Origin of the sequence: Duganella sp. BJB476 (assembly GCF_003416895.1) — a bacterium.
Lineage (GTDB): Bacteria > Pseudomonadota > Gammaproteobacteria > Burkholderiales > Burkholderiaceae_D > Rugamonas.
Genome location: NZ_QVIO01000012.1, coordinates 33,445 through 54,339 on the forward strand (window position 1 = coordinate 33,445; position 20,895 = coordinate 54,339).

A 20,895-nucleotide genomic window follows, 5' to 3' on the forward strand; every position below is an offset into this window, starting at 1 on the left:
TTTACCTACACAAAAATACAACATGGAAGCGCTTCCTCAGGGGATTTATGGCTAAACATACTCATTATTGATATCAATGCACCAATATTCGTTTGACTTGGTTTCTAGTTTTAATACAAGATCGTTTCCAAGCGGCCTCAGAACGCCGTTCAGAAACGACCTTTTACAACACCAGGAGACCTCCAAATGAAGTTGAATACGCACCCGTCCGGCGTCCGTGCCGCCCTTCCTCTGACCCCGGTGGCCGCCGCCTGCGCGGTCCTGATCTCGGCGCTGGCCGCGCCGCTGCACGCGGCGGAAGCCAGCGCCGCGCCGCAAGCGGCCGACGCGCCGATGTCGACCGTGGTGGTGTCGGGCATCCGCCGCGGCATCGAGGACGCGATTTCGGTCAAACGGGATGCGACCTCCATCGTCGAATCCATCTCCGCCGAAGACATCGGCAAACTGCCCGACGTCAGCATCGCCGAATCGATCGCCCGCCTGCCGGGCCTGGCGGCGCAGCGCGTGGCCGGCCGCGCGCAGGTGATCAGCATCCGCGGCCTGTCGCCGGACTTCGCCACCACCCTGCTCAACGGCCGCGAACAGGTCAGCACCGGCGACAACCGCAGCGTGGAATTCGACCAGTACCCGTCCGAATTGCTGAGCGGCGTGACCGTCTACAAAACCCCGGACGCCGGCCTGGTCGGCCAGGGCCTGTCGGGCACCATCGACATGCAGACCGTGCGTCCGCTGGCCTTCCCCGGCCGCACGCTGTCGGTCAACGTGCGCGGCGAACAAAACTCGATGGGCAAGATCGCCAACACCAAGGACACCGGCCACCGCTTCAGCGCCAGCTACATCGACCAGTTCGCCAACCGCACGGTCGGCGTCGCGCTCGGCATCGCCAACATGGAATCGCCGATCCTCGACAACGAGACCGGCACCTACGAGCCTTTCGACCAGAGCAAGGTCTCCGGCGTACCGGCCGGCACCTACGTCACCGCCGGCGTCAAGTCGCTGGCCAAGAGCGGCACCCTCAAGCGCACCGGCCTGATCGGCGTGCTGGAATACCGTCCGAACAAGATGTGGACCAGCACCCTGGACATCTTCGCCTCCGAGTTCAAGCAGGTCGACACCAACAACCAGTTCGAGGTCAACCTGGGCGGCTACAACGGCAGCAACAACCCGGTCGGCTTCAACTACAACAGCACCAACATCGTCAACGGCACGCTGCTGGGCGGCACCGCCACCGGCGCCTACCCGCTGGTGCGCGGCCAGTACAACAACCGCAAGGATGAGATCCGCACCGCCGGCTGGGCCAACAAATTCAACTTCGGCGGCTGGTCGCTGCTGGCCGACGCCAACTACTCGGAAGCCAAGCGCGACGAGACCTACCTCGAAAACAACCTGCAGCTGCAAAGCGCCGGCGGCGGCGCCTTCAACGACCCGCTGATGACGGTGGGCTGGACGCCCGGCCACTTCGCCACCATCGCCGGCAAGCTCGATTACAGCGATCCGACCAAGCTCTATACCGGCAACTCGATCTACGGCTACGGCAGCACCTACTCGCCGCACCTGAAGGACACGCTGAAGAGCTTCAAGCTGGCCGCCACGCTGCCGGCGCCGGAAATGCTGGACAAATATCTGTCCGGCTTCGACATCGGCATGAACTACAGCGACCGTACCAAGACCAAGCGCCAGCCGTCCGGCCAGCTGTTCGCCAAGGGCAATCCGACCATCTCCAGCGACCTGCTGTACGCGCCGGTCGACCTGGGCTTCGCCGGCTCCGGCATCGTCCCGTCGTGGAACGTGCCGGGCGTGATCGCCAAGTACTTCAACCCGATCGACTACAGCCTGGCCAACAACGCCGGCACCATCAGCCGCGCCTGGGACGTGACCGAAAAAATCAGCACCGGCTACGCCCGCGCCAACATCGACAGCGATTGGGGCGGCGTGACCGTGCGCGGCAACTTCGGCGCGCAACTGGTGCACACCGACCAGTCCTCGCAGTCGCTGTACGCCGACAACGGCGGCGCGGCCCATCCTATCGAGGACGGCAAGGCCTACAACGACATCCTGCCGAGCATGAACCTGGCCTTCGGCCTGCCGAACGAGCAGACGTTGCGCCTGTCGGTGGCCAAGCAGATCGCCCGCGCCCGCGTCGACCAGCTCAACGCCGGCTTTAACTTCACCGTCGACGCCGGCACCCGCCTGCCGAGCGGCAGCGGCGGCAACGCGCGCCTCGATCCATGGCGCGCCAAGGCCTTCGACATTTCGTGGGAAAAGTACTTCGCCAAGAAGGGCTATGTGGCGCTGGCGGGCTTCTACAAAAAGCTCGACACCTACATCTACACCTTCTCGGAAACCCGCGACTTCTCGCAGTACACGCCGGGCACCAATGCCATCAGCAACATGGGCCAGTACACCACGTCCTACAACGGCGGCGGCGGCATGCTGAAAGGCGCCGAAGTGTCCGTGTCGGTACCGCTGGAATTGCTCACGCCTGCGCTGGACGGCTTCGGCGTGCTGGCCAGCAGCTCGTACACCGAGAGCGGCATCGACATCAAGCAGATCAACGCGACCATCGGCAAGATCCAGCTGCCTGGCCTGTCGCGCAACGTCACCAACCTGACGATGTACTACGAAAAGAACGGCTTCTCGACGCGCGTGAGCACGCGCCGCCGTTCGGACTACGTGGGTGAGATCGGCAACTTCGCCGGCGATCGCCAGCTGCGTTACGTGGTGGGCGACAGCCCGGTCGATTTCCAGATCGGCTACACCTTCAACGACGGCGCCTACAAGGGCCTGGGCGTGCTGCTGCAGGTGAACAACCTGACCAACGAGGCGTATGAAACCTACGCCAACAGCAAGGACCGCCAGCTGGAGTATGCGAAGTATGGCCGCACGGTTCTGTTTGGACTGAACTACAAGTTCTGATGTCAGTTCCAAGGATGCCGGCCAAAGTACCAGGCCGGTTTTGATCCTGCAATCGCGGTTGCAGGATCTTTTTTACCGGCGTTGCGCCGACTCGCGATACCACAAGCCCAGCATGCACAGGGCGAACACCAGCGCAAAAGGCACAGCCGGCAGTGGACGTTCCACTGCCGCGCCGCTGCCCTTGCCGTCAGCACCAGCGGCCCGCGCCGCATACACCGCCGTCGCATCGCGCCGCAAGGCCCGCTGCCAGGCCGGCCAATCCTTCACGTCATACACATACTCGAACGCCGGCGCTTCCATGCCCGCCGCGTTGAACTTCGCCCAGCCGGCACGCTGCGGCCACCAGGCGCCGCATCGCGCATCGGCCTTGTCGGCGCGCGCCTGCAACGGCAGCGCGGGGCCGCCGTCGGCCGGCTGCACGCTCGCCACGGCGCCGCCTTCCACGCACACCTCGCTGCGCAGGCCGGGAATCGGCATCGGGTCCGGCAGCCGCCAGCTGGTTTTCTGCGCGCTGGTCAATGCGATCTTGTCCATTGCGCCCTGCCACCACAAGGCCAGGGCTTGCGGCGCGCTGATCGCATAGCGGTGCCAGTCCGAGACGCCTATCCACACCACGCGCCCATGCTGCACATCGCGCTGCCACAACCACGGCAGCTTCTTGCCGTCGCGCGCCACGACGGACCACGGCGCGGCCGCGTTGTCGTCGGGGTTCAAGCCGGCCGGCGGCATCGCCAACGCGGCGCCGGCGACGGTGAACTGGCGCGTGTCCTCCTTCTCCGTGGTCGGCGATTGCGGATGCAGGCGCAGGCCGAACTCACGCTGCCACATGGCGGCGTCGGCGGCGTTCGCGCCCAATACCACCAGCGGCACGCCTTGCCGCGTCTGTGCCAGCAGCGCGCTGCGCGCCGACGGATTCATATGCTCCACGTAGGCGGCATCGACAAACACCGCGTTCGGGGCCGTCAACGGAGCGCGGGCGGTTTCGCTGCGCGCCACCGCCTTGCCCAGCGCGACGTTCCAGTCGAGTATCGCGTTGCCGTCGGCCAGCAGCTGATTCAGCGCGCGGGCATCGAACGACGGCGCGTCGAAGCGGCCCTGTATCTGCAAGGGCAAGGCGTCCTTGACGTGCAACGGCACCGGACCTTGCGCGATCGTTTTTCCTGCGGCGTCCAGCAAGCGCGCCTGCAACACCATCGCCTCCGCCACCGGCGGCAGCCATTGCACGCTCAGCTGCGACGTGGCGGCGCCGGCGAGATTCGAATCCGCCAGCACCTGCTTGTTCTCGGCCAGCAGCTGTAGGCGCCAGCCCGCCTGCGCCTGCGCGCGCCGCACCGTCAAGGTGAAGATCCGGCCCAGCGACATCGAACGGGGGAAGTCCAGCCACAGCATGTCGGCGGCGGCTGGCTGCCACTGCACGCGGCGTGCAGGCAGGTCGCCCCACTCCGCTGCACGCAGGCCGTCGCCGCTCAAGCTGATAGCCTGCGCGCGCGGTATCGCCATCAATGACGTCTCGCTGATGCCGCCGTCAGCGCCGGTCGCTACCGCCACGATGTTCTCGCCAGCCTGCGGCAAACGTATGTCGGCCAGCGAAACCGCCAGCGATGCCGATGCCACAGCGATCAGCGACGCGTTGATCCAATTGCGCTTGCGGCCATACAGCACGGCGCTGACTGCGCCGACGGCCAGCACTGTCGCAGGCGCGGCGATTGCGGTGAGATCCATGTTGATCATTTCGGCTGCTCCTTGCCGTTCCACGCCTGGCGGAACGGCGTATCCGTCGAAGGCCGCGCTTGCAGCAGCACCGGCGCATCCGCCAGCGTGCCGCGCAGCCAAGCGCGCAGCTCGCCGCGACAGGCGACGCAGCCATCCTGCACATCCTGCACCGCGCGCTGGGCGCTCAGTTTCTGTTCCTGGTCGGTGATGCGGGCGGCGATGGTGTCGCGCGCGGCCTTGCTCCACAGGGCCGGCAGCGCGCCGTCCTGCGACAGGGCTTGCACCAGTTCGCGCACTTCGGCCGGCACGGTGTCGCCGGCGGAGCCCTGCGCGCGCTTGTAGCTCAACACGCCGACGATGTCGCCGCTCATGCGTTTTTCTTCCTTCAGCGCGGGCGGCACGAAGGCGGTGCGGTGCAGGTAGATGCGCTCCGCCGCCTGCAATTCCTTGATCGCGTCCAGCGCCTTGTACTCGGGCGGCAGCGCGGGTTTGGGCGAGATGGCGCGCAGCGATTTTTCCGCATCCCACATGGCCGACAGCGCGCGCTTCAATACCGCCTTGGTCTTGGGATCGAAGATGGTGGCGTTGTCTTCCTGGTCGTGCGCGTGGCCGAACTCCTTCAGCACCGACATCTCGCTGCCGAAGCCCGGCTTGCCGCCGTGGTGTTCCTCGCCTTCGTGTTCGTGCTCGTCGCCGAACAGGCTGGATTCCTCGCCGAGGAACTGGCCGTAGCGCAGCCGCAGCTTGGCCTGGTCGGAGGCGATGGTTTCGCTGCGCTCGCGCAGCGTGGCCGCCGGCATGCTGGGGTGGGCCTGCATGTCGGCCACCAGTTGCTCGGTGTCGATGATGATCTGGCGCTGGCTGCGCAGGTTTTCAGGCTTGGCGATCGACGGCAGCGCGGTCGAGTCCAGGCTCTCCGCTTCCGGCGCGGGCAGGCGCAGCGTGTAGGTCGGCGACTGGGTGGTGTGCGGATTGTCCGGCGAGTTGTCGGTGGCGCGTACGAAGAAGTACAACTCGTCACCGGGCTCCATGCCCAGCTCCGCCAGCGTCCACTGCTTTTTCCAGTTGCGGACTTTGGGATCGGACGATTGCGGCAGCGGCACTTCGCGGTCGCTGAAGCGGATGTTCTCGCCGCTGCCGCGCGCCAGCGTCATGTGCAAACTGGCGCGGACGATGGCGTAGTCGTCGCGGGCGGTGACGGAGATCTGCACGGTCTTCGCGTCTTTGACGAGGATGTGTATCAATTCGCTCGGCTCGACGATGGTCACTTGCGGCGCCTGGTCCGGCGTGACGCGGATGTTGTAGCGCGTGCCGTTCTTGCCGCGCGCGCGCCAGAACAGCGATTCTTCGACGCGCTTCATCGCGCAGGCTTCTGTGACGGGCAGGCTGAGTCCATCGCCCAGTTCCACCGCCGGCTGCGGGCCGCTCGGATTGCGCACGCACCAGCGCACTTCGGAGAATTGCGGTACCTGGATGTCGCGGGCGGCGGTCTCGAATGACTGAACGCCGGTGTAGGCCGGCGGCGTGACGCGCAGGTAGATCTCGCCGTCGACGATGGGCTTGGCCGCCTGGCTGGCGGCGGTGGTTGCGACGATGGCGGTCTGCTTGCCATGGTAGCCCCATGCGGCGCCTGCGGCGGCAAGGCTGAGCAGGATGGGCAGGATGCTGATGCGCACCCGGCTGCGGGCGATGCTGCGGTAGTCATTCTCGCCCAGTACGGAGGCCAGTCGGGCTTGCAGGCGTTGCTGCTGGAGCTTGGCGATGGGCGTAATGGCGTCGGCGGCCAGCAGCGTGCTGCTGTCTTCCAGCGCGGGGATGGCGGCGTTCAGCCACGAGGTCCATTCCCGCTTGATGCGCAGGCGCCAGCGGTAGATGTCGATCGCCAGCCAGATGGCCCACGGCAGTATGGCCGCGATCACCAGTGGACGGGCTGCGTGCAGCAGAACCAGTGCGATCGCCAACGGCGCCAGCGCGGCCAGCCATTGCGGCACGCGGCGGCGCAGGACGGCGGCCCACAGGTGGCGGCGTAGGATGTCAGTTTCGCCGTGCATGGGTCAGTATCCGTTCGAGTAAAAACAGCGCCAGCAGGGCAAGGGCGAGCCAGGCGGCCGGCTTGGCGTCGGTGATGGCGGGCAGCGCGCTGCGCGCGGCGGACAGCGCTTGCGATGGCATCGGGTAGGCAGGTGCGGGGGCCGGGCCAAGCTGCTGCCAGGCTTCGTAGAGGGCGCGCGCGGTGTCGGCGTCGCGTGGCGGCATGGCGTCGGAGGTCCAGAGACGGCCGCGCGGCGAGTCGGCGTATTTCAGCGTGACGCCGTTGATGTTCAGCGTAGAGGCGTTTGCCAGTTCGGGGAAGCCGGTTGGCGCGGCGATCCACCAGTGCGGGGCGCGCCAGTTGGCAGGCGGCGCGGCGGCGGACTCCCAGACGATCAACTCGGTTTTTGCGTCTGGTTCGGCAGCGGGCGTGTAGCGGTTGGCGCCATCGCCGGCGCGGCTGAAGGCGGCGAACAGCGAACGCCAGGCGGCGCCCTGCTCCTGCGCGCCCGCCAGCACGATGTGATGTTCGGTCGGTGACGCGGTGGCAGCAGCAGGGGCGGACGGCGGCTTGGTGCGCAGTTCCACCTGATGGCTGAATTGCGGCACGCGGGCCGGCATCGCCACCTGGTCGGCGCGGGCGACGATCAGCAGGCGCGCGCTGGGACGCCAGTCGCGTTCGTGTTGGCGCAGCCATTGCAAGCCGTTCGACGGCAGCTCGATGCGCTGCGCTGGCCCCATGCCGGCGGCGGCGATCTGCTGCTCCGCCCAAGCCTTGTCGGCGCCGGCGTCCAGCAGCACGGTATCGCCGCGCCACGGGAAAATGGTCGCGGCCAGCCAGGCGATCAGCGCCACCAACATCAGGCAACGCACCAGCAACAGCAGGCGGTCGCGCCACTGCCAGACGCGCAGCTGCTCCGGCGCGGCCGACGGCAGGAAGCGCGCCGTCGCCAGCGGTTCGGCCTTCAGGCGCTGGCGTTTCTGGCGATGCCACCACACCGGCAGCAACAGCACCGGCAGCGCAAGCCACCACAAGGGATAAGAACTCAGCATCGACAACCCATCTTCATTTTGCGCGCGCTCCGGCCAGCTGCAACCAGCTGCGCAGCACGCCGCCCAGAGGCTGCTCGATACGCGCCTCGTAGTGGACGATATTGTTTTGACGGCAGCTGGTCGCCACCGCATCGAAGTGCGCGCGGCTCTGCTGCCTGTAGCTTTCGCGGTCGGCATTGCTCATGCGGTGCAAGCCGTCGCTCTGTTCGGGATCGCGGTAGGCCGCGCCGGCCTTGAAGCTGGCGTCCACCTCCGCCTGCGTGCGCAAGGTCAGCAGGCGCACGTCGTGCCGCAGGCTGCGCAGGCGCAGCAGCGCTTCGCTCAACGGCGACGGCCAGTCGAGGAAATCACTGGCGGCGAAAATCAAACTCGGCGAACGGGCGAAGTGCAGGTTGGCCTTCAGTACCTCGGCGCTGGGCAGGCTGCCTTCCGGCTTGGCCTTGGCCAGCTGCGCCAGCACGCGCTGCAGCTGGCGTGGCCCGCGCGAGGCTTGCGTGAATTCGACTTTGCCGCCGCTGCACACCACCAGCCCAAACGCGTCGCCCTGCCGCTGCGCGATGGCCGCCACGCAGGCCAGCACGGTGCGCGCGAACCACAGCTTGTCGACGCCGTTGATCTCGCGGCTGGGCTCCGCCATCGAGGCGCTGGCGTCCAGCCACAACCAGGTGGCGACGTGGCTGTCACGCTCCGCCTCGCGGACGAAGTAGCGGTCCGCGCGCGCCAGCAGCTTCCAGTCGACACGGCGCCACTCGTCGCCCGGCGCGTAAGCCCGGTACTCGGAGAACTCGACGCCGGCGCCGCGCTCGCGGCCCGCGTGCAGGCCGTGGCCCAGCCCCGCCAGCACGTGGCGTATCACCAGCTCCAGATCCTTGGTCTGCGCCATCATCGCCGTCATGGAGGTGGCGGACGTCCCCGGCGCGGACGGTTTAAAGGTCGATTGCATCGCGGCTTAATCTGGGCGGATATGCTCGCGCAGCGCCAGCAGGATGTCGGCGATCGCGACGCCATCGGCTTCCGCCTCGAAGTTGCGGATCACGCGATGCGCCAGCACCGGCAGCAGCATCTCGCCGATGTCTTCGCGGGTGACAGCCAGGCGGTTGTGCATCAGCGCGCGCGCCTTGGAGGCCAGCACCAGCGCCTGCCCCGCGCGCGGACCCGCGCCCCAGCCCACATGCTTTTTCACCGCCGGCACTGTCGTCAGCGCCGGACGGGTAGCGCGCACCAGCCGCGTCGCATACGCCAGCAGGTGGTCGCCGATTTCGATGTCGCGCACCAGCTGCTGCAAGCGCAGCAAGGTCGCCACGTCCATCACCGGGTCTGCGTCTTTCAGGCCGGCGTGGGTGGTGGCGGAGACCATCGCGATCTCCTCTTCCTCGGTCGGATAGACCACGTCAATACGCAGCAGGAAGCGGTCCAGCTGCGCTTCCGGCAGCGGATAGGTGCCGGCCTGCTCGATCGGGTTCTGCGTCGCCAGCACGAAGAAAGGCTTGGGCAGCTTGTGCGTCTGGCCGGCGAAGGTGACGCTGCGCTCCTGCATCGCCTCCAGTAGCGCCGATTGCGTCTTCGGCGGCGCGCGGTTGATCTCGTCGGCCAGCAGCACCTGCGTGAACACCGGCCCTTGCTGGAAGCGGAACTCGCGCTTGCGCGTCGCATGGTCTTCTTCCAGGATCTCGGTGCCGACGATATCGGACGGCATCAGGTCCGGCGTGAACTGCACGCGATGGAAGTCCATGTCCGTCGCCTGCGACAGCGATTTCACCAGCAACGTCTTGCCCAGTCCCGGCACGCCTTCCACCAATGCGTGGCCGCCGGCCAGCAGGCAGATGATCAGCGAATCGATCACGTTTTCCTGGCCGATGATCACACGGGACATGCTCGCCTTCAGCGCCGCCACCTTGGCGCTCAGCGCGCCGATTTCATTTTCGCTCCAGGCGATTGCACTATCCAAGATCAAGCTCCCAACGCATATTGAATGATATTGACCGCAAAGCGGGTATTGTCGACCACCAGCCAGCGCTTGTTGCGGAAGTCGTAGTCCCACTCGCAGCCGTAGTCCTTGTTGCTGTACAAAAGCCGCACGCGGCCGCCGACTTCCACCGCCTTCAGGTAGTCGTGCACCAGATCGTCGCCCCAGCCGTTGAGCTCCACGCTGGTGTTGGGCGGGCCGTCGAAATGGAAGAAGCTCGAATACACCGGATGCGTATTCGGGATCTTGTGCAGCGCCTTCGGCCCGAAGATACGGGCGATTTCGGCCTCGAACGATTTGGCGAACAGGCCGTCGATATCGTGGTTGCAGTCGTCCACGAACAGGAAGCCGCCACCCTTGATGTAGCGCTCCAGGTTCTTGCGCTCGGCCGGCGTGAACTGCACCAGCTTGTGGCCGGCGAAATAGCAGAACGGCGCCTCCAGCATCTTCGGATCTGACAGCGCGACGATGCGTTCGACGGGATCAACCCGCAAGGTCGTGTATTCGACCAGCGAGTTGAGTACGTTGCTCGGCATGCGGATATCGACATCCCAGTCGCCCGACTCGTAAGTCAGGCGGGTGAAGTAAAAATCGTAGTTGGCCACAACCCTACCTTTATACGGCGTCCGACAAGGAGGTGAAGTTAAAGTCGCGTACCTTCATCGGCGGGATCAGCATCTGGTAACGCACCTCGTCGCCGCCGATCACCACCGGCTTGCCCAGTTCATCGATATTGTTCAGCATCGATACCGGGCTTTCGTTGAAGCGGAAGTTCTTGATCGGATGCTTGATCTTGCCGTTCTCGATGTAGAAGGTGCCGTCGCGCGTCAAGCCGGTCAGCAGCAGCGACTGCGGATCGACCATGCGGATGTACCAGGTGCGGGTGACCAGTACGCCCTTCTTGGTCGACGCGATCAACTCCTCGGTCGACTTGCCGCCGCCCGCCATGATCATGTTGCCGTGACGGCCGGCGGCGCGCTGGCCCTGCTTCTCGGCCCAGTAGCGGGTGTAGTCCAGCGAGGCCACCTTGCCGCCCTTGATGACGTCCGTGCGCTCGCGCGCCAGCATCGACGAGTCGTCCCACGCCAGCACCGGCACGTCCTTGTCCCACGGATCGGCCCAGACGTTGACCTGCTCGTCGAACAGCTTTTCGCCCAGGCGGTTGCCGCCGCCCTTTTTCGACAGGAAGCTGCGCCCCTCGTCGGCGCGGCGCGCATCGAAGGCGCCGAACATGCGGCCGATGATTTCCGACGTCGCCGCCGGCTCCAGGATCACCGTGTAGCGGCCCGGCTCCAGCGCCTTGGCCTCCACCGATTTAAGCGCTTTCTCGATCGCGATCTCGGACGCTTCGCGCGCGTCGAACTTCTTGGCATCGGTGGCCGAGCGGGTGGCCCAGCCGGAACCGCGCCCGTCTTCGGTACGGGTGGTGATGGTGAAGCCCAGATTGCTCAAGGTCTGGTAGCCGAACACGCCGTTCGAGTTGGCCACCGTTTCAAAGCCGGTGGTGTCGCTGAAGAAGCCCGCCGCGACCAGGCCCTGCTTGCGGCAGGCGTTGATGCTGACGGCCGCCACTTCGGCACGGTATTCCGGATCGATGGCGGCGTTGGCCTCGTTGTAGGTGGCGGAAGACTTGTAGTCCTGCTTCTTGATCGCCGGCTGGAACTCCGGATTCTCAGGCGCCAGTCGGGCCACGTCTTCGGCGCGGCGTACCGCGCGCTCCAGCGCCTTGTCGTCGAACTCGTTGATCGAGGCCGTTCCCTGGCGCTTGCCGAAGGCGACGCTGACGGTCAGCTGCGTATTCTCGGTCAGGCCGGCGGTCGACACGGCGTTGCGCGCGTAGCGGATATTGCCGTTGCGGCTACCGCTGATCTGCACGCGGCATTCGTCGGCCTTGGACAGCGACATCACCTTGTCGCTAATGCGTTTTGCTTCTTCCTGGTTCAGCATCTTCATTGATTATCCTATCTTGCGAGCGGTGTTGATGACGTTGATGCCGTTGAAGCGCGTGGTCGGCGACCCGTGCGATACGGCGCTGACCTGCGAAGGCTGGCCCTTGCCGTCGAAGAAGGAGCCGCCCATGCGCCAGTCGCGTTCATCGCACAGCGCCGAGCAGGCGTTCCAGAACTCCTGGGTATTGGACTGGTAGGCCACATCTTCCAGCTGGTTGGTGATCTTGCCGTTCTTGATCTCGAAGTACAGCTGGCCGCCGAACTGGAAGTTGTAGCGCTGCTGGTCGATCGAGTACGAGCCGCGGCCCAGAATGTAGATGCCCTTCTTGACGTCCTTGACCATGTCGTCCGGCGTCAGCGGCTTCTTGCCCGCTTCCAGCGACACGTTCGGCATGCGCTGGAACTGCACGCTGCTCCAGCTGTCCGCGTACGAGCAGCCGTGCGATTCCTTCTCGCCGATGATGGCCGCCTGGTCGCGCGTGGCCTGGTAGTTGACCAGGATGCCGTTGCGGATCAGGTCCCAGCGCTTGGAGGCCACGCCTTCGTCGTCGTAGCCCACGCAGCCCAGCGAGCCTGGCGTGGTCTTGTCGGCGACGATGTTGACCAGGTCCGAACCGTATTTGAAGTTTTTGCTCTTCCACTTGTCCAGCGTGGCGAAGCTGGTGCCGGCGTAGTTGGCCTCGTAGCCCAGCACGCGATCGAGTTCGGTGGCGTGGCCGACCGACTCGTGGATGGTCAGGAACAGGTGTTCCGGCGACAGCACCAGGTCGTACTTGCCCGGTTCGACGGTTTTCGCGGTCAGCTTTTCGCGGGCCTGGCGGCCGGCGGCGCGCGCGTCCTCGATCAAATCGTAGGCGCCCTTGTACAGCGTGGTGACGTTGCCGGCGGCCTTGACCTTGTTGGCTTCCTTCGCATCGAAGAATTCATAACCCATGCTGGCCGGCGACGACAAACCGTCGCGAGTGCGGAAGCGGTTGGTGGCCTTGTCGACGGCGGTGGCGGTCAGCGGCGACCACAGACGGTGAATGTCCTGGTCGATGTAGGAGCCGTCGGTGGAGGCGAAGTACTTCTGCTGGTTCACCTGGAACAGGTTGGACGACATGAAGCTGGCGCCCGCGTCCAGTCCTGCCTTGTTGGCGGCGATCAGCATCTCGGCCTTTTCCTTGATCGCCACGGTGCGCCAGTCCTTCTTGAACGGCGTGGCCCATGCCACTTCGCCGACGCCTTTGACGGGGGCCAGCACCACAGGCTCGGTTTGCAGCTTGGCGTTGGCGCGCGCGATGGCGACCGCCTGGCGCGCGGCGGCGGCCACCGAGTCCAGCGTCATGACGTTGGTCGAGCAGAAGCCGTAGGCGCCGTTGGCGATCACGCGCACGCCGACGCCGGAGGATTCGGTGTTGACGATGTTTTCCACGTTCAGGTCGCGCGTGGTGAGGAACTGGTTCAGGTAGCGGCCGATGCGCACGTCGCAGTAGCTGGCGCCGGCCTTGGTGGCGGCGTTCATCGCGGCGTCGGCCAGCGATTTCTTGAACTGCACGGCCATGGGGTTGAGCAGCTCTTCGGCCGCGATGGCGTTGCCGAAGACCGGTATCAGCAGGCTGCCACCGGCGGCCGCACTAACTTTTAGAAATGAACGTCGTTCCACATTAACTCCCTGAAAAATGTAACAGGGCCGGAACTGAGTCCGGCCCCTGATGCTTTAAACCGCGTCCGACAGCGAGGTAAAGTTGAAGTCCCGCACCCGCATCGCCGGGATCAGCAGCTGGAACTGCGACTCGTCACCCGCCAGGATCTCCGGCCGCCCCAGCTCCTCGATGTTGTTCAACATCGTCACCGGGCTTTCGTTGAAGCGGAAGTTCTTGATCGGATGCTTGATCTTGCCGTTCTCGATGTAGAAAGTGCCGTCGCGCGTCAGGCCGGTCAGCAGCACCGACTGCGGATCGACCATGCGGATGTACCAGGTACGGGTGACCAGCACGCCCTTCTTGGTGTTGGCGATCAGCTCCTCGGTCGACTTGTTGGTGCCGGCCATGATGATGTTGCCCGGCGAGCCGACAGCGCGCATGCCCTGCTTCTTGGCCCAGTAGGTCGAGTAATCGAGGTTGGCGACCTTGCCGCCCTTGATGATGTCCTGGCGTTCGCGGGCCAGCATGTTCTGGCCGTCCCACGGCAGCACCGCCACGTCCTTGTCCCATGGATCGGCCCAGACGTTGACCTGTTCGTCGAACAGCTTCTCGCCCATGCGGTTGCCACCGCCCTTTTTCGACAGGAAGCTGCGGCCCTCGTCGGCCTGGCGCGCGTCGAAGCCGTTGAACATGAAGCCCAGCAGGTCCGAGGTCGCCGCCGGTTCCAGGATCACGGTGTAGCGGCCCGGTTCCAGCGCCTTGGCGTCCACCGAACGCAGCGCTTTTTCAATCGCCACGTTGGACGCTTCGCGCGCGTCGAACTTGCTGACGTCGCCCACGCTGCGCTTGACCCAGCCCGAACCGCGGCCGTCTTCGGTGCGCACGGTCACGGTGAAGTCCAGCCCCGTGTCCTGCTGGTAGCCGAACACGCCGTTCGAGTTGGCGACGGTGTTGAACTTGGTGCTGTCGCTGAAGAAGCCAGCCGCCACCAGCTTGTTCTTCTTGCTGTTCTCGATGCTGTAGGCCGCCACCTGCGCGCGGAATTCAGGATCGATGTCGGCGGTCTTCTGGAAGAAGGTCTCGCTGGCCTTGTATTGCTGCTTGGTCGGCGTCGGCATGAACTCCGGATTTTCCGGCGCCAGGCGGGCCAGGTCTTCGGCGCGGCGCACCACTTTTTCCAGCGACTTGTCGTCAAACTCGTTGATGGTGGCCGTGCCCTGCTTCTTGCCGAAGGCGACCGACACCACCAGCTGCGTGTCCTCGATCAAACCGGCGGTCGATACGGCGTTGCGGGCATAGCGGATGTTGCCCTTGCGGCTGCCGGTGATGTTCACTTCGCACTGGTCGCCCTTGGAAAAGGACAGCACTTTGTCGCTGATGCGTTTTGCTTCGTCTTGACTCAAATTCTTCATCTCGTGGTCTCCAGGGCTTAGCCGATTTTGCGTGCGGTGTTGATGACGTTGATGCCGTTGAAGCGCGCCGTGCTGGCGCCATGCGACACCACCGACACCTGCGAAGGCTGGCCTTTACCGTCAAAGAAGGAACCGCCCATGCGCCAATCGCGTTCGTCGCACAGACCGGCGCAGGCATTCCAGAACTCCTGGGTGTTCGATTGATACGCCACGTCTTCCAGCATCTCGCCGATCTTGCCGTTCTTGATTTCGTAGAACAGCTGGCCGCCGAACTGGAAGTTGTAGCGCTGCTGGTCGATCGAGAAGGAACCGTCGCCGACGATGTAGATACCCTTCTTGACGTCCTTGACCATTTCGTCCGGGGTCATCTTCTTCTTGCCCGCTTGCAGCGAGACGTTGGGCATGCGCTGGAACTGCACGCTGCTCCAGTTGTCCGCATACGAGCAGCCGTGCGATTCCTTCTCGCCGATGATGTGGGCCTGGTCGCGGGTGGCCTGGTAGTTGACCAGGATGCCGTCCTTGATGATGTCCCAGCGCTTGCACTTGACGCCTTCGTCGTCGTAGCCGACGTTGGCCAGCGAACCCGGGGTGGTCTTGTCGGCGACGATGTTGACCAGGTCCGAGCCGTACTTGAACTTCTTGGACTGCCATTTATCGAGCGTGGCGAAGCTGGTGCCGGCGAAGTTGGCCTCGTAGCCCAGCACGCGATCGAGCTCGGTCGGGTGGCCGACCGATTCGTGGATGGTCAGCCACAGGTGTTCCGGCGACAGCACCAGGTCGTACTTGCCCGGCTCGACCGACTTGGCGGTCAGCTTCTGCTTGGCCTGCTTGCCGGCCGCGCGCGCATCTTCGATCAAATCGTAGGACTTGGTGTACAGCGTGGTCACGCCGCCGGCCGCCTTGATCTTGTGCTCGGGACGGGCGTCCAGGTATTCGTAGCCCATGCCGACCGGCGACGACAGGCCCTGGCGCGAGCGGAACTTGTTGGTCTTCTGGTCGACGGCGGTGGCGAACACCGGCATCCACAGGCGATGCACGTCCTGGTCGATGTAGGAGCCGTCGGTGGAGGCGAAGTACTTCTGCTGGTTGACCTGGAACAGCAGCGACTGCATGAAGCTGGCGCCGCCCTCCATGCCGGCCTTGTTGGCGGCGATCAGCAGCTCGGCCTTGTCCTTGATGGCGACGGTGCGCCAGTCCTTGACGATGGGCGTGGCCCACGACACTTCGCCGACGCCCTTGACCGGGGCCAGGATGACCGGCTCGGTCTGCAGCTTGGCGTTGGCCTTGGCGATGGCGACCGCCTGGCGCGCGGCGGCGGCGACGCCATCCGGGCTCATGTCGTTGGTGGCGGCAAAGCCGTAGGCGCCGCCGGCGATCACGCGCACGCCGACGCCGGCCGATTCCGTGTTGACCACGTTTTCGACGTTCAGGTCGCGGGTGGTGATGAACTGGTTCAGGTAGCGGCCTACGCGCACGTCGCAGTAGGAGGCGCCGGCCTGGGTCGCCGCGGTCAGCGCGGTATCGGCCAGCATTTTCTTGAATTGCAGGGCGACTGGCTTGAGCAGCTCTTCCGCCGCGATTGCGCGACCGAAGGCGGGCAGCAGCATCGTGCCCAGGGCCAGACTACTAACATTGAGGAATGCACGTCGTTCCATCGTATCTCCAAAAACGTAACAGCAAGGATTAGATTGCGGGCCGGTCGCCCGGGGTTCTGCTTTTTATTTGCTTTTCTAGCTGGAACTACTTCGTTACCGCTCGTTGCTTTGCACTACACCTGAATATCCGCCGCCGTTTCCGCCGGTTTAGCAATATTAGCGCCGGATTAAGGAACGAGATAGGCAAAATGTGTGCCACGGGTATTCATGTTGCAAGTTGGTGTGGCGGACAGGATCTTCAGGGGTGAAGTGTCCGCCTATCTGTCCGCTCGACTGTCCGCCAGTGTCCGAAAGTGTCCGCCGGGTGTCCGCCGGGGCGGCCGTCACGGTTGGGCGGAGCGCCGTCCCAATTCGCTTGACCTTCAGACAAGCCTGCACCATGATCGCGCAGGGCGAGCGGCTGCGCATCGCCACCACCAACGAATCCTCAGGAGACTTCGCATGAAACGAACCGTACTTGCCGTCCTGGCCACCACCATGTTGATCGCAGGCGGCGCCATCGCCGCCGAAGATGCCGCGCTGAAGGCCGCCATCGCCGCGCCGTCGCGCACGCCGGCCAACGTCGAGCGCGACGTCTACCGCCATCCGTATGAAACGCTGAACTTCTTCGGCATCAAGCCGACCATGACGGTGGTCGAGCTGTCGCCAGGCGGCGGCTGGTACACCGAGATCCTGGCGCCCTACCTGCGCGACCACGGCAAGCTGATCGCCGCCGGCAACGACCTGGCCGCGCCCGACGCCAACGAGCGCAAGGCCGCCGAGCGTTTCATCGCGCGCCTGAACACCAAGCCGGAGGTGTACAACAAGGTGGCGCTGGGCGTGTTCTCATCGCCGCGCAAGTATGAGTTCGCGCCGGCCGGCAGCGTCGACATGGTGCTTACCTTCCGCAACGTCCACAACTGGATGGAAGACGGCCCGGACAACCTGAAGACGCTGTTCGGCAGCGTCTACACCAGCCTGAAGAAAGGCGGCGTGTTCGGCGTGGTCGAGCACCGCCTGCCGGTCTCGAAGGTGCAGGACAAGGATGCCAGCAGCGGCTATATGCACGAGAAGTATGTGATCGGCCTGGCCGAGGCGGCAGGCTTCAAGCTGGCGGACAAGTCGGAAGTCAACGCCAATGCCAAGGACAACGCCGAGCACAAAGGCGGCGTCTGGGCGCTGCCGCCGACCTACGCCAACAAGGACGAGGACCGCGCCATGTACAAGGCCATCGGCGAGAGCGACCGCATGACGCTGAAGTTCGTCAAGCCGTAGTCTAAAAGCGCGTGAACTTGTTCTCGTCGGGCGCGCCGTCGGCGACGAGGTCGAGCTTGCGCGCCGGGCGCGCAAGCTTGGCGCCCGTCTTCAGCACCACCGGCCGGCGCGCCGATCCGGCGCGCGGCGCTTCCTCGGCCGCATACTGCTTGAACACCGCCATCAGCCGGGTCAGTTGCTCGGCCTGCGCGCTCATCTCTTCCGACGTCGCCGCCAGTTCTTCCGAGCTGGCCGCGTTGACCTGGGTGGTCTGGCTGAGCTGACCCACCGCGCTGTTAATCTGCCGCACGCCGGAGCTCTGCTCTTCCGACGCCGCCGAAATCTCCTGCACCAGGTCCGACGTCTTGCGGATGTTCGGCACCAGCGCATCGAACATATGGCCGGCCTGCTCGGCCAGCTCCACGCTGTCCGACGCCACCTTGCTGATTTCCTGCGCCGCCACCTGGCTGCGCTCGGCCAGCTTGCGCACCTCGGCCGCCACCACCGCGAAGCCCTTGCCGTGTTCGTGTGCGCGCGCCGCCTCGATCGCCGCGTTCAGCGCCAGCAAATTGGTTTGATAGGCGATGTCGTCGATGATGCCGATCTTGCTGGCGATCTGCTTCATCGCCGCCGCCGTGGCCTTGACCACTTCGGCGCCGCGCGCCGCATCCACCGCCGCCTGGGTGGCGATGCCGTCGGTGACCTTGGCGTTTTCCGTATTCTGCGCGATCGACGCCGTCATCTGCTCGATCGAGGCGCTGGTCTCTTCCACGCCCGCGGCCTGCTCGCTGGCCGCCTGCGACAGCGATTGCGCGGTCGAGCTGACTTCCTCGGAGGCACCGGCCAGGCTGCCCACCACCGCCTGCACTTCGCGCACGATGCCCGACAGGCTGCGCGCCAGCCACACCGCCAGCACGCAACCGAGCACGGCGATCACAATGTCGATACCCAGTATCAGTTTCTTGGCGGAGTCGGTCACTTCCGTCATGGCGGCCGATTCGCCCTTGGTTTCGCTGTCGTTGACTTTGAGCAGCTTGCGGAAAGCGGAGGAGATGGCCTCGTCGGCGCCCTTGATGGCCTTGTCCATCTCCTGCGGCGTCATGCCTTTGTCGTGCATCGCCTCCAGCTGGATCATGCTCTCGCCGTAGCTGCGGGTGGCGGTCGAAATTTCGGCGAGCAGGGCTTGCTCCTCCGGAGTCACGCTACCCGCGGCCTTGTAGTCGGTCATCTCCTTGTCGATGACCGCCAGGTCGGCGCGGAATTTGCTGTTGTTTTCGCCGCCGCGCAGGATGTAGTTCTTAAAATGATGGACTGCCTGGCCATGGGCGGTAACGCCTTCCAGCACGGCGTTCTTGCGCACCAGGGTGATGGCCTCGAAGTCGCTCCAGTGTTCATGCAGCGAGCTCAGCTTGGCGAAGGCTACCACCCCCAGCAAGATCACCAGCAGCACGATGCCGCCAAAGCCGGCATGCAGCCGGGTTTCCATTTTCATCTGCTTGAACATGAGGGAATTCTCCAATCGGCGGGGTGGGGCACGAGTCATTGTGAACCAATCCACCGCCGCAATTCTCACCAATACTCACTTGTGGCGTACACCCCACGTCGCTAGCGGCCCGCGCCCAAGGTTCAGAATTTAACGAAATGCGATTCGTCGGGTTCGCTCATCTCCGTCATGGTGCGGCTGCTGGTCACGCCGGCGGGGTTGGCGCCCGACCGGCCCTGCGGCTTGCGCGGCTTGGCGGGCCTGGGCGCCACCACCGTGCGGATCGGCCGCGAGGCGCCGGCCAGCTTGAAGAAGGACATGGTCTGCTGCAGCTGTTCGGCCTGGCCGCTCATCTCCTCGGCGGTGGCGGCCAGCTCCTCGGAACTGGAGGCGTTCTGCTGGGTGGTCTGGCTCAGCTGCGTGACGGCCGAGTTGATCTGGCCGACCCCGGCCGACTGCTCCTCCGACGCCGCCGTGATCTCCTGCACCAGGTCGGAAGTGCGGCGGATATTCGGCACCATCGCATCGAGCAGGTTGCCGGCCTTTTCCGCCAATTGCACGCTGCTCGACGCCACCTGTTCGATTTCCTGCGCCGCCACCTGGCTGCGCTCGGCCAGCTTGCGCACCTCGGCCGCCACCACCGCGAAGCCCTTGCCGTGTTCGCCGGCGCGCGCCGCCTCGATCGCCGCGTTCAGCGCCAGCAGATTGGTTTGATAAGCGATGTCGTCGATGATGCTGATCTTCTTGGCGATCTGCTGCATCGCCGCCACCGTCGACTTGACCGCCTCGCCGCCCTCGGCCGCCTCCACTGCCGCCTTGCTGGCGATGCTGTCGGTGACCTTGGCGTTTTCCGTGTTCTGCGAAATCGACGCCGTCATCTGCTCCACCGAGGCGCTGGTTTCTTCGGTACCGGCGGCCTGCTCGCTGGCCGCCTGCGACAGCGATTGCGCCGTCGCGCTCACTTCCTCGGAGGCGCTGGCCAGCGACTCGGCGCCGTTGTTCACTTCCTGCACCACCTGCGACAGCTTGTCGATCATGCCCTTCATCGCCGCCAGCAGGCTGGTGGTGTCGCCGGGCTTGAGCGCGACCTCGGCGCTCAGGTCGCCGTCGGCCACCTGGCGCACGATCTCGGCCGCATAGCCCGGGTCGCCGCCCAGCTGCTTGAGGATGCCGCTCAGGATCAGCATGCCCAGCGCCACCAGCAGCGCCAGCGCCACGCCGGAAGCCACGTACATGCTGCGCGACGCGCTGGCCGACGCCGCGTCGGCCTCGGTCACGGCGTCGGCGCCGTATTTGACGTTCATCGCCACCAGTTTGTCCAGGCTCTCCTCGACCTCGCGGAAGGCCGGCCGGTTATCGACCAGCGTGCGGTGCAGCACCAGGAACAACTCCTTGCGCTTGGCCGTATCGGCGTCGTGGATTTGCTTCAGCTGTTCGCCGAACTGCGCGTCCTTCTGTTTCCAGCCATCCCACTGCTTGACGAAGATCTTCCACAGCGCCGCCTCCTCGCTGCTCTGCGGCAAGGCGTCGTAAATCTTCCAGGCCTTGTCGATGTCGGCGAAGACCACCTCGCGGCGCTTGATCTGCTGGGAGATTTCCGTCGTGTCCTCCGGCGTCATCGCGACCACGTCGGCGCCGCGATTGGCCGAACGGATCGCGGTCTTGCCTTCGTTGATGGTCATCAGCGCCTGCACCGACGGCAGGCGGTTCTTGCCGATCTCCGACAACATGGCGCTTTCTTTTTGCAAGCCCTGGAAGGCAATCAGCATCACCAGCAACAGCGCCAGCACGGCGACAGCGATCAGCGTCAGGATCTTGGTCCTGACTGTTATCGTGGAAAACATATGCAACTCCCGGTT

The 20,895-nt window shown here is 65.0% G+C and carries 14 protein-coding genes; 2 read left to right on the forward strand and 12 right to left on the reverse strand.

Annotated elements, in window-relative coordinates:
• The first annotated feature begins 186 nt into the window (after nt 1–186).
• Nucleotides 187–2,916, forward strand: coding sequence for a TonB-dependent receptor (locus D0T21_RS29890; protein WP_116993638.1), 2,730 nt, complete (start codon nt 187–189; stop codon nt 2,914–2,916).
• A 72-nt stretch (nt 2,917–2,988) separates the two neighbouring features.
• Here the strand turns inward: D0T21_RS29890 and D0T21_RS29895 are convergent, their stop codons facing one another.
• Genes D0T21_RS29895 through D0T21_RS29940 form a run of 10 tightly spaced genes read right to left on the reverse strand, consistent with a single transcriptional unit; the run spans nt 2,989 to nt 16,320 of the window.
• Nucleotides 2,989–4,638, reverse strand: coding sequence for a hypothetical protein (locus D0T21_RS29895; protein ID WP_229211697.1), 1,650 nt, complete (start codon nt 4,636–4,638; stop codon nt 2,989–2,991).
• Between the two features lie 5 nt (nt 4,639–4,643).
• Nucleotides 4,644–6,680 (reverse strand): DUF4175 family protein, encoded by a 2,037-nt coding sequence (locus tag D0T21_RS29900; RefSeq protein WP_116993640.1) that lies wholly within the window; start codon nt 6,678–6,680, stop codon nt 4,644–4,646.
• Nucleotides 6,664–7,713, reverse strand: coding sequence for a BatA domain-containing protein (locus tag D0T21_RS29905; RefSeq protein WP_116993685.1), 1,050 nt, complete (start codon nt 7,711–7,713; stop codon nt 6,664–6,666). Before D0T21_RS29905 ends, D0T21_RS29900 begins: the two co-directional genes overlap by 17 nt.
• A gap of 13 nt (nt 7,714–7,726) precedes the next feature.
• Nucleotides 7,727–8,656 (reverse strand): DUF58 domain-containing protein, encoded by a 930-nt coding sequence (locus D0T21_RS29910; protein ID WP_116993641.1) that lies wholly within the window; start codon nt 8,654–8,656, stop codon nt 7,727–7,729.
• 6 nt (nt 8,657–8,662) lie between these two features.
• Nucleotides 8,663–9,661 carry a MoxR family ATPase gene (locus D0T21_RS29915; protein WP_116993642.1) on the reverse strand — a complete coding sequence of 333 codons (999 nt, stop codon included), beginning with the start codon at nt 9,659–9,661 and terminating at the stop codon, nt 8,663–8,665.
• Nucleotides 9,662–9,663: 2 nt separating this feature from the next.
• Nucleotides 9,664–10,284 (reverse strand): DUF4159 domain-containing protein, encoded by a 621-nt coding sequence (locus D0T21_RS29920; protein ID WP_008444191.1) that lies wholly within the window; start codon nt 10,282–10,284, stop codon nt 9,664–9,666.
• 10 nt (nt 10,285–10,294) lie between these two features.
• Nucleotides 10,295–11,632 (reverse strand): TldD/PmbA family protein, encoded by a 1,338-nt coding sequence (locus D0T21_RS29925; protein ID WP_116993643.1) that lies wholly within the window; start codon nt 11,630–11,632, stop codon nt 10,295–10,297.
• Nucleotides 11,633–11,635: 3 nt separating this feature from the next.
• Nucleotides 11,636–13,273, reverse strand: coding sequence for a TldD/PmbA family protein (locus tag D0T21_RS29930; RefSeq protein WP_116993644.1), 1,638 nt, complete (start codon nt 13,271–13,273; stop codon nt 11,636–11,638).
• Nucleotides 13,274–13,327: 54 nt separating this feature from the next.
• Nucleotides 13,328–14,665, reverse strand: a complete 1,338-nt coding sequence (locus tag D0T21_RS29935; protein ID WP_116993645.1) for a TldD/PmbA family protein — start codon at nt 14,663–14,665, stop codon at nt 13,328–13,330.
• A 17-nt stretch (nt 14,666–14,682) separates the two neighbouring features.
• Entirely contained in the window at nt 14,683–16,320 is a 1,638-nt protein-coding gene (locus D0T21_RS29940) for a TldD/PmbA family protein (RefSeq protein ID WP_116993646.1), read from the reverse strand.
• A 441-nt stretch (nt 16,321–16,761) separates the two neighbouring features.
• Here D0T21_RS29940 and D0T21_RS29945 point away from each other — a divergent pair, with 441 nt between their 5' ends.
• Nucleotides 16,762–17,574, forward strand: a complete 813-nt coding sequence (locus D0T21_RS29945) for a class I SAM-dependent methyltransferase (RefSeq protein WP_116993647.1) — start codon at nt 16,762–16,764, stop codon at nt 17,572–17,574.
• A 1-nt stretch (nt 17,575) separates the two neighbouring features.
• Here the strand turns inward: D0T21_RS29945 and D0T21_RS29950 are convergent, their stop codons facing one another.
• Entirely contained in the window at nt 17,576–19,057 is a 1,482-nt protein-coding gene (locus tag D0T21_RS29950) for a methyl-accepting chemotaxis protein (protein ID WP_116993648.1), read from the reverse strand.
• Between the two features lie 122 nt (nt 19,058–19,179).
• Nucleotides 19,180–20,880 (reverse strand): methyl-accepting chemotaxis protein, encoded by a 1,701-nt coding sequence (locus D0T21_RS29955; protein WP_116993649.1) that lies wholly within the window; start codon nt 20,878–20,880, stop codon nt 19,180–19,182.
• Between the last annotated feature and the right edge of the window lie 15 nt (nt 20,881–20,895).

What these genes read in the sequence shown, in the direction of transcription:
- D0T21_RS29890 (WP_116993638.1), top strand. Translation starts at nt 187, where the DNA reads ATGAAGTTGAATACGCACCCGTCCGGCGTCCGTGCCGCCCTTCCTCTG.
- D0T21_RS29895 (WP_229211697.1), bottom strand. Translation starts at nt 4,638, where the DNA reads ATGGATCTCACCGCAATCGCCGCGCCTGCGACAGTGCTGGCCGTCGGC.
- D0T21_RS29900 (WP_116993640.1), bottom strand. Translation starts at nt 6,680, where the DNA reads ATGCACGGCGAAACTGACATCCTACGCCGCCACCTGTGGGCCGCCGTC.
- D0T21_RS29905 (WP_116993685.1), bottom strand. Translation starts at nt 7,713, where the DNA reads ATGCTGAGTTCTTATCCCTTGTGGTGGCTTGCGCTGCCGGTGCTGTTG.
- D0T21_RS29910 (WP_116993641.1), bottom strand. Translation starts at nt 8,656, where the DNA reads ATGCAATCGACCTTTAAACCGTCCGCGCCGGGGACGTCCGCCACCTCC.
- D0T21_RS29925 (WP_116993643.1), bottom strand. Translation starts at nt 11,632, where the DNA reads ATGAAGATGCTGAACCAGGAAGAAGCAAAACGCATTAGCGACAAGGTG.
- D0T21_RS29935 (WP_116993645.1), bottom strand. Translation starts at nt 14,665, where the DNA reads ATGAAGAATTTGAGTCAAGACGAAGCAAAACGCATCAGCGACAAAGTG.
- D0T21_RS29940 (WP_116993646.1), bottom strand. Translation starts at nt 16,320, where the DNA reads ATGGAACGACGTGCATTCCTCAATGTTAGTAGTCTGGCCCTGGGCACG.
- D0T21_RS29945 (WP_116993647.1), top strand. Translation starts at nt 16,762, where the DNA reads ATGAAACGAACCGTACTTGCCGTCCTGGCCACCACCATGTTGATCGCA.
- D0T21_RS29950 (WP_116993648.1), bottom strand. Translation starts at nt 19,057, where the DNA reads ATGTTCAAGCAGATGAAAATGGAAACCCGGCTGCATGCCGGCTTTGGC.
- D0T21_RS29955 (WP_116993649.1), bottom strand. Translation starts at nt 20,880, where the DNA reads ATGTTTTCCACGATAACAGTCAGGACCAAGATCCTGACGCTGATCGCT.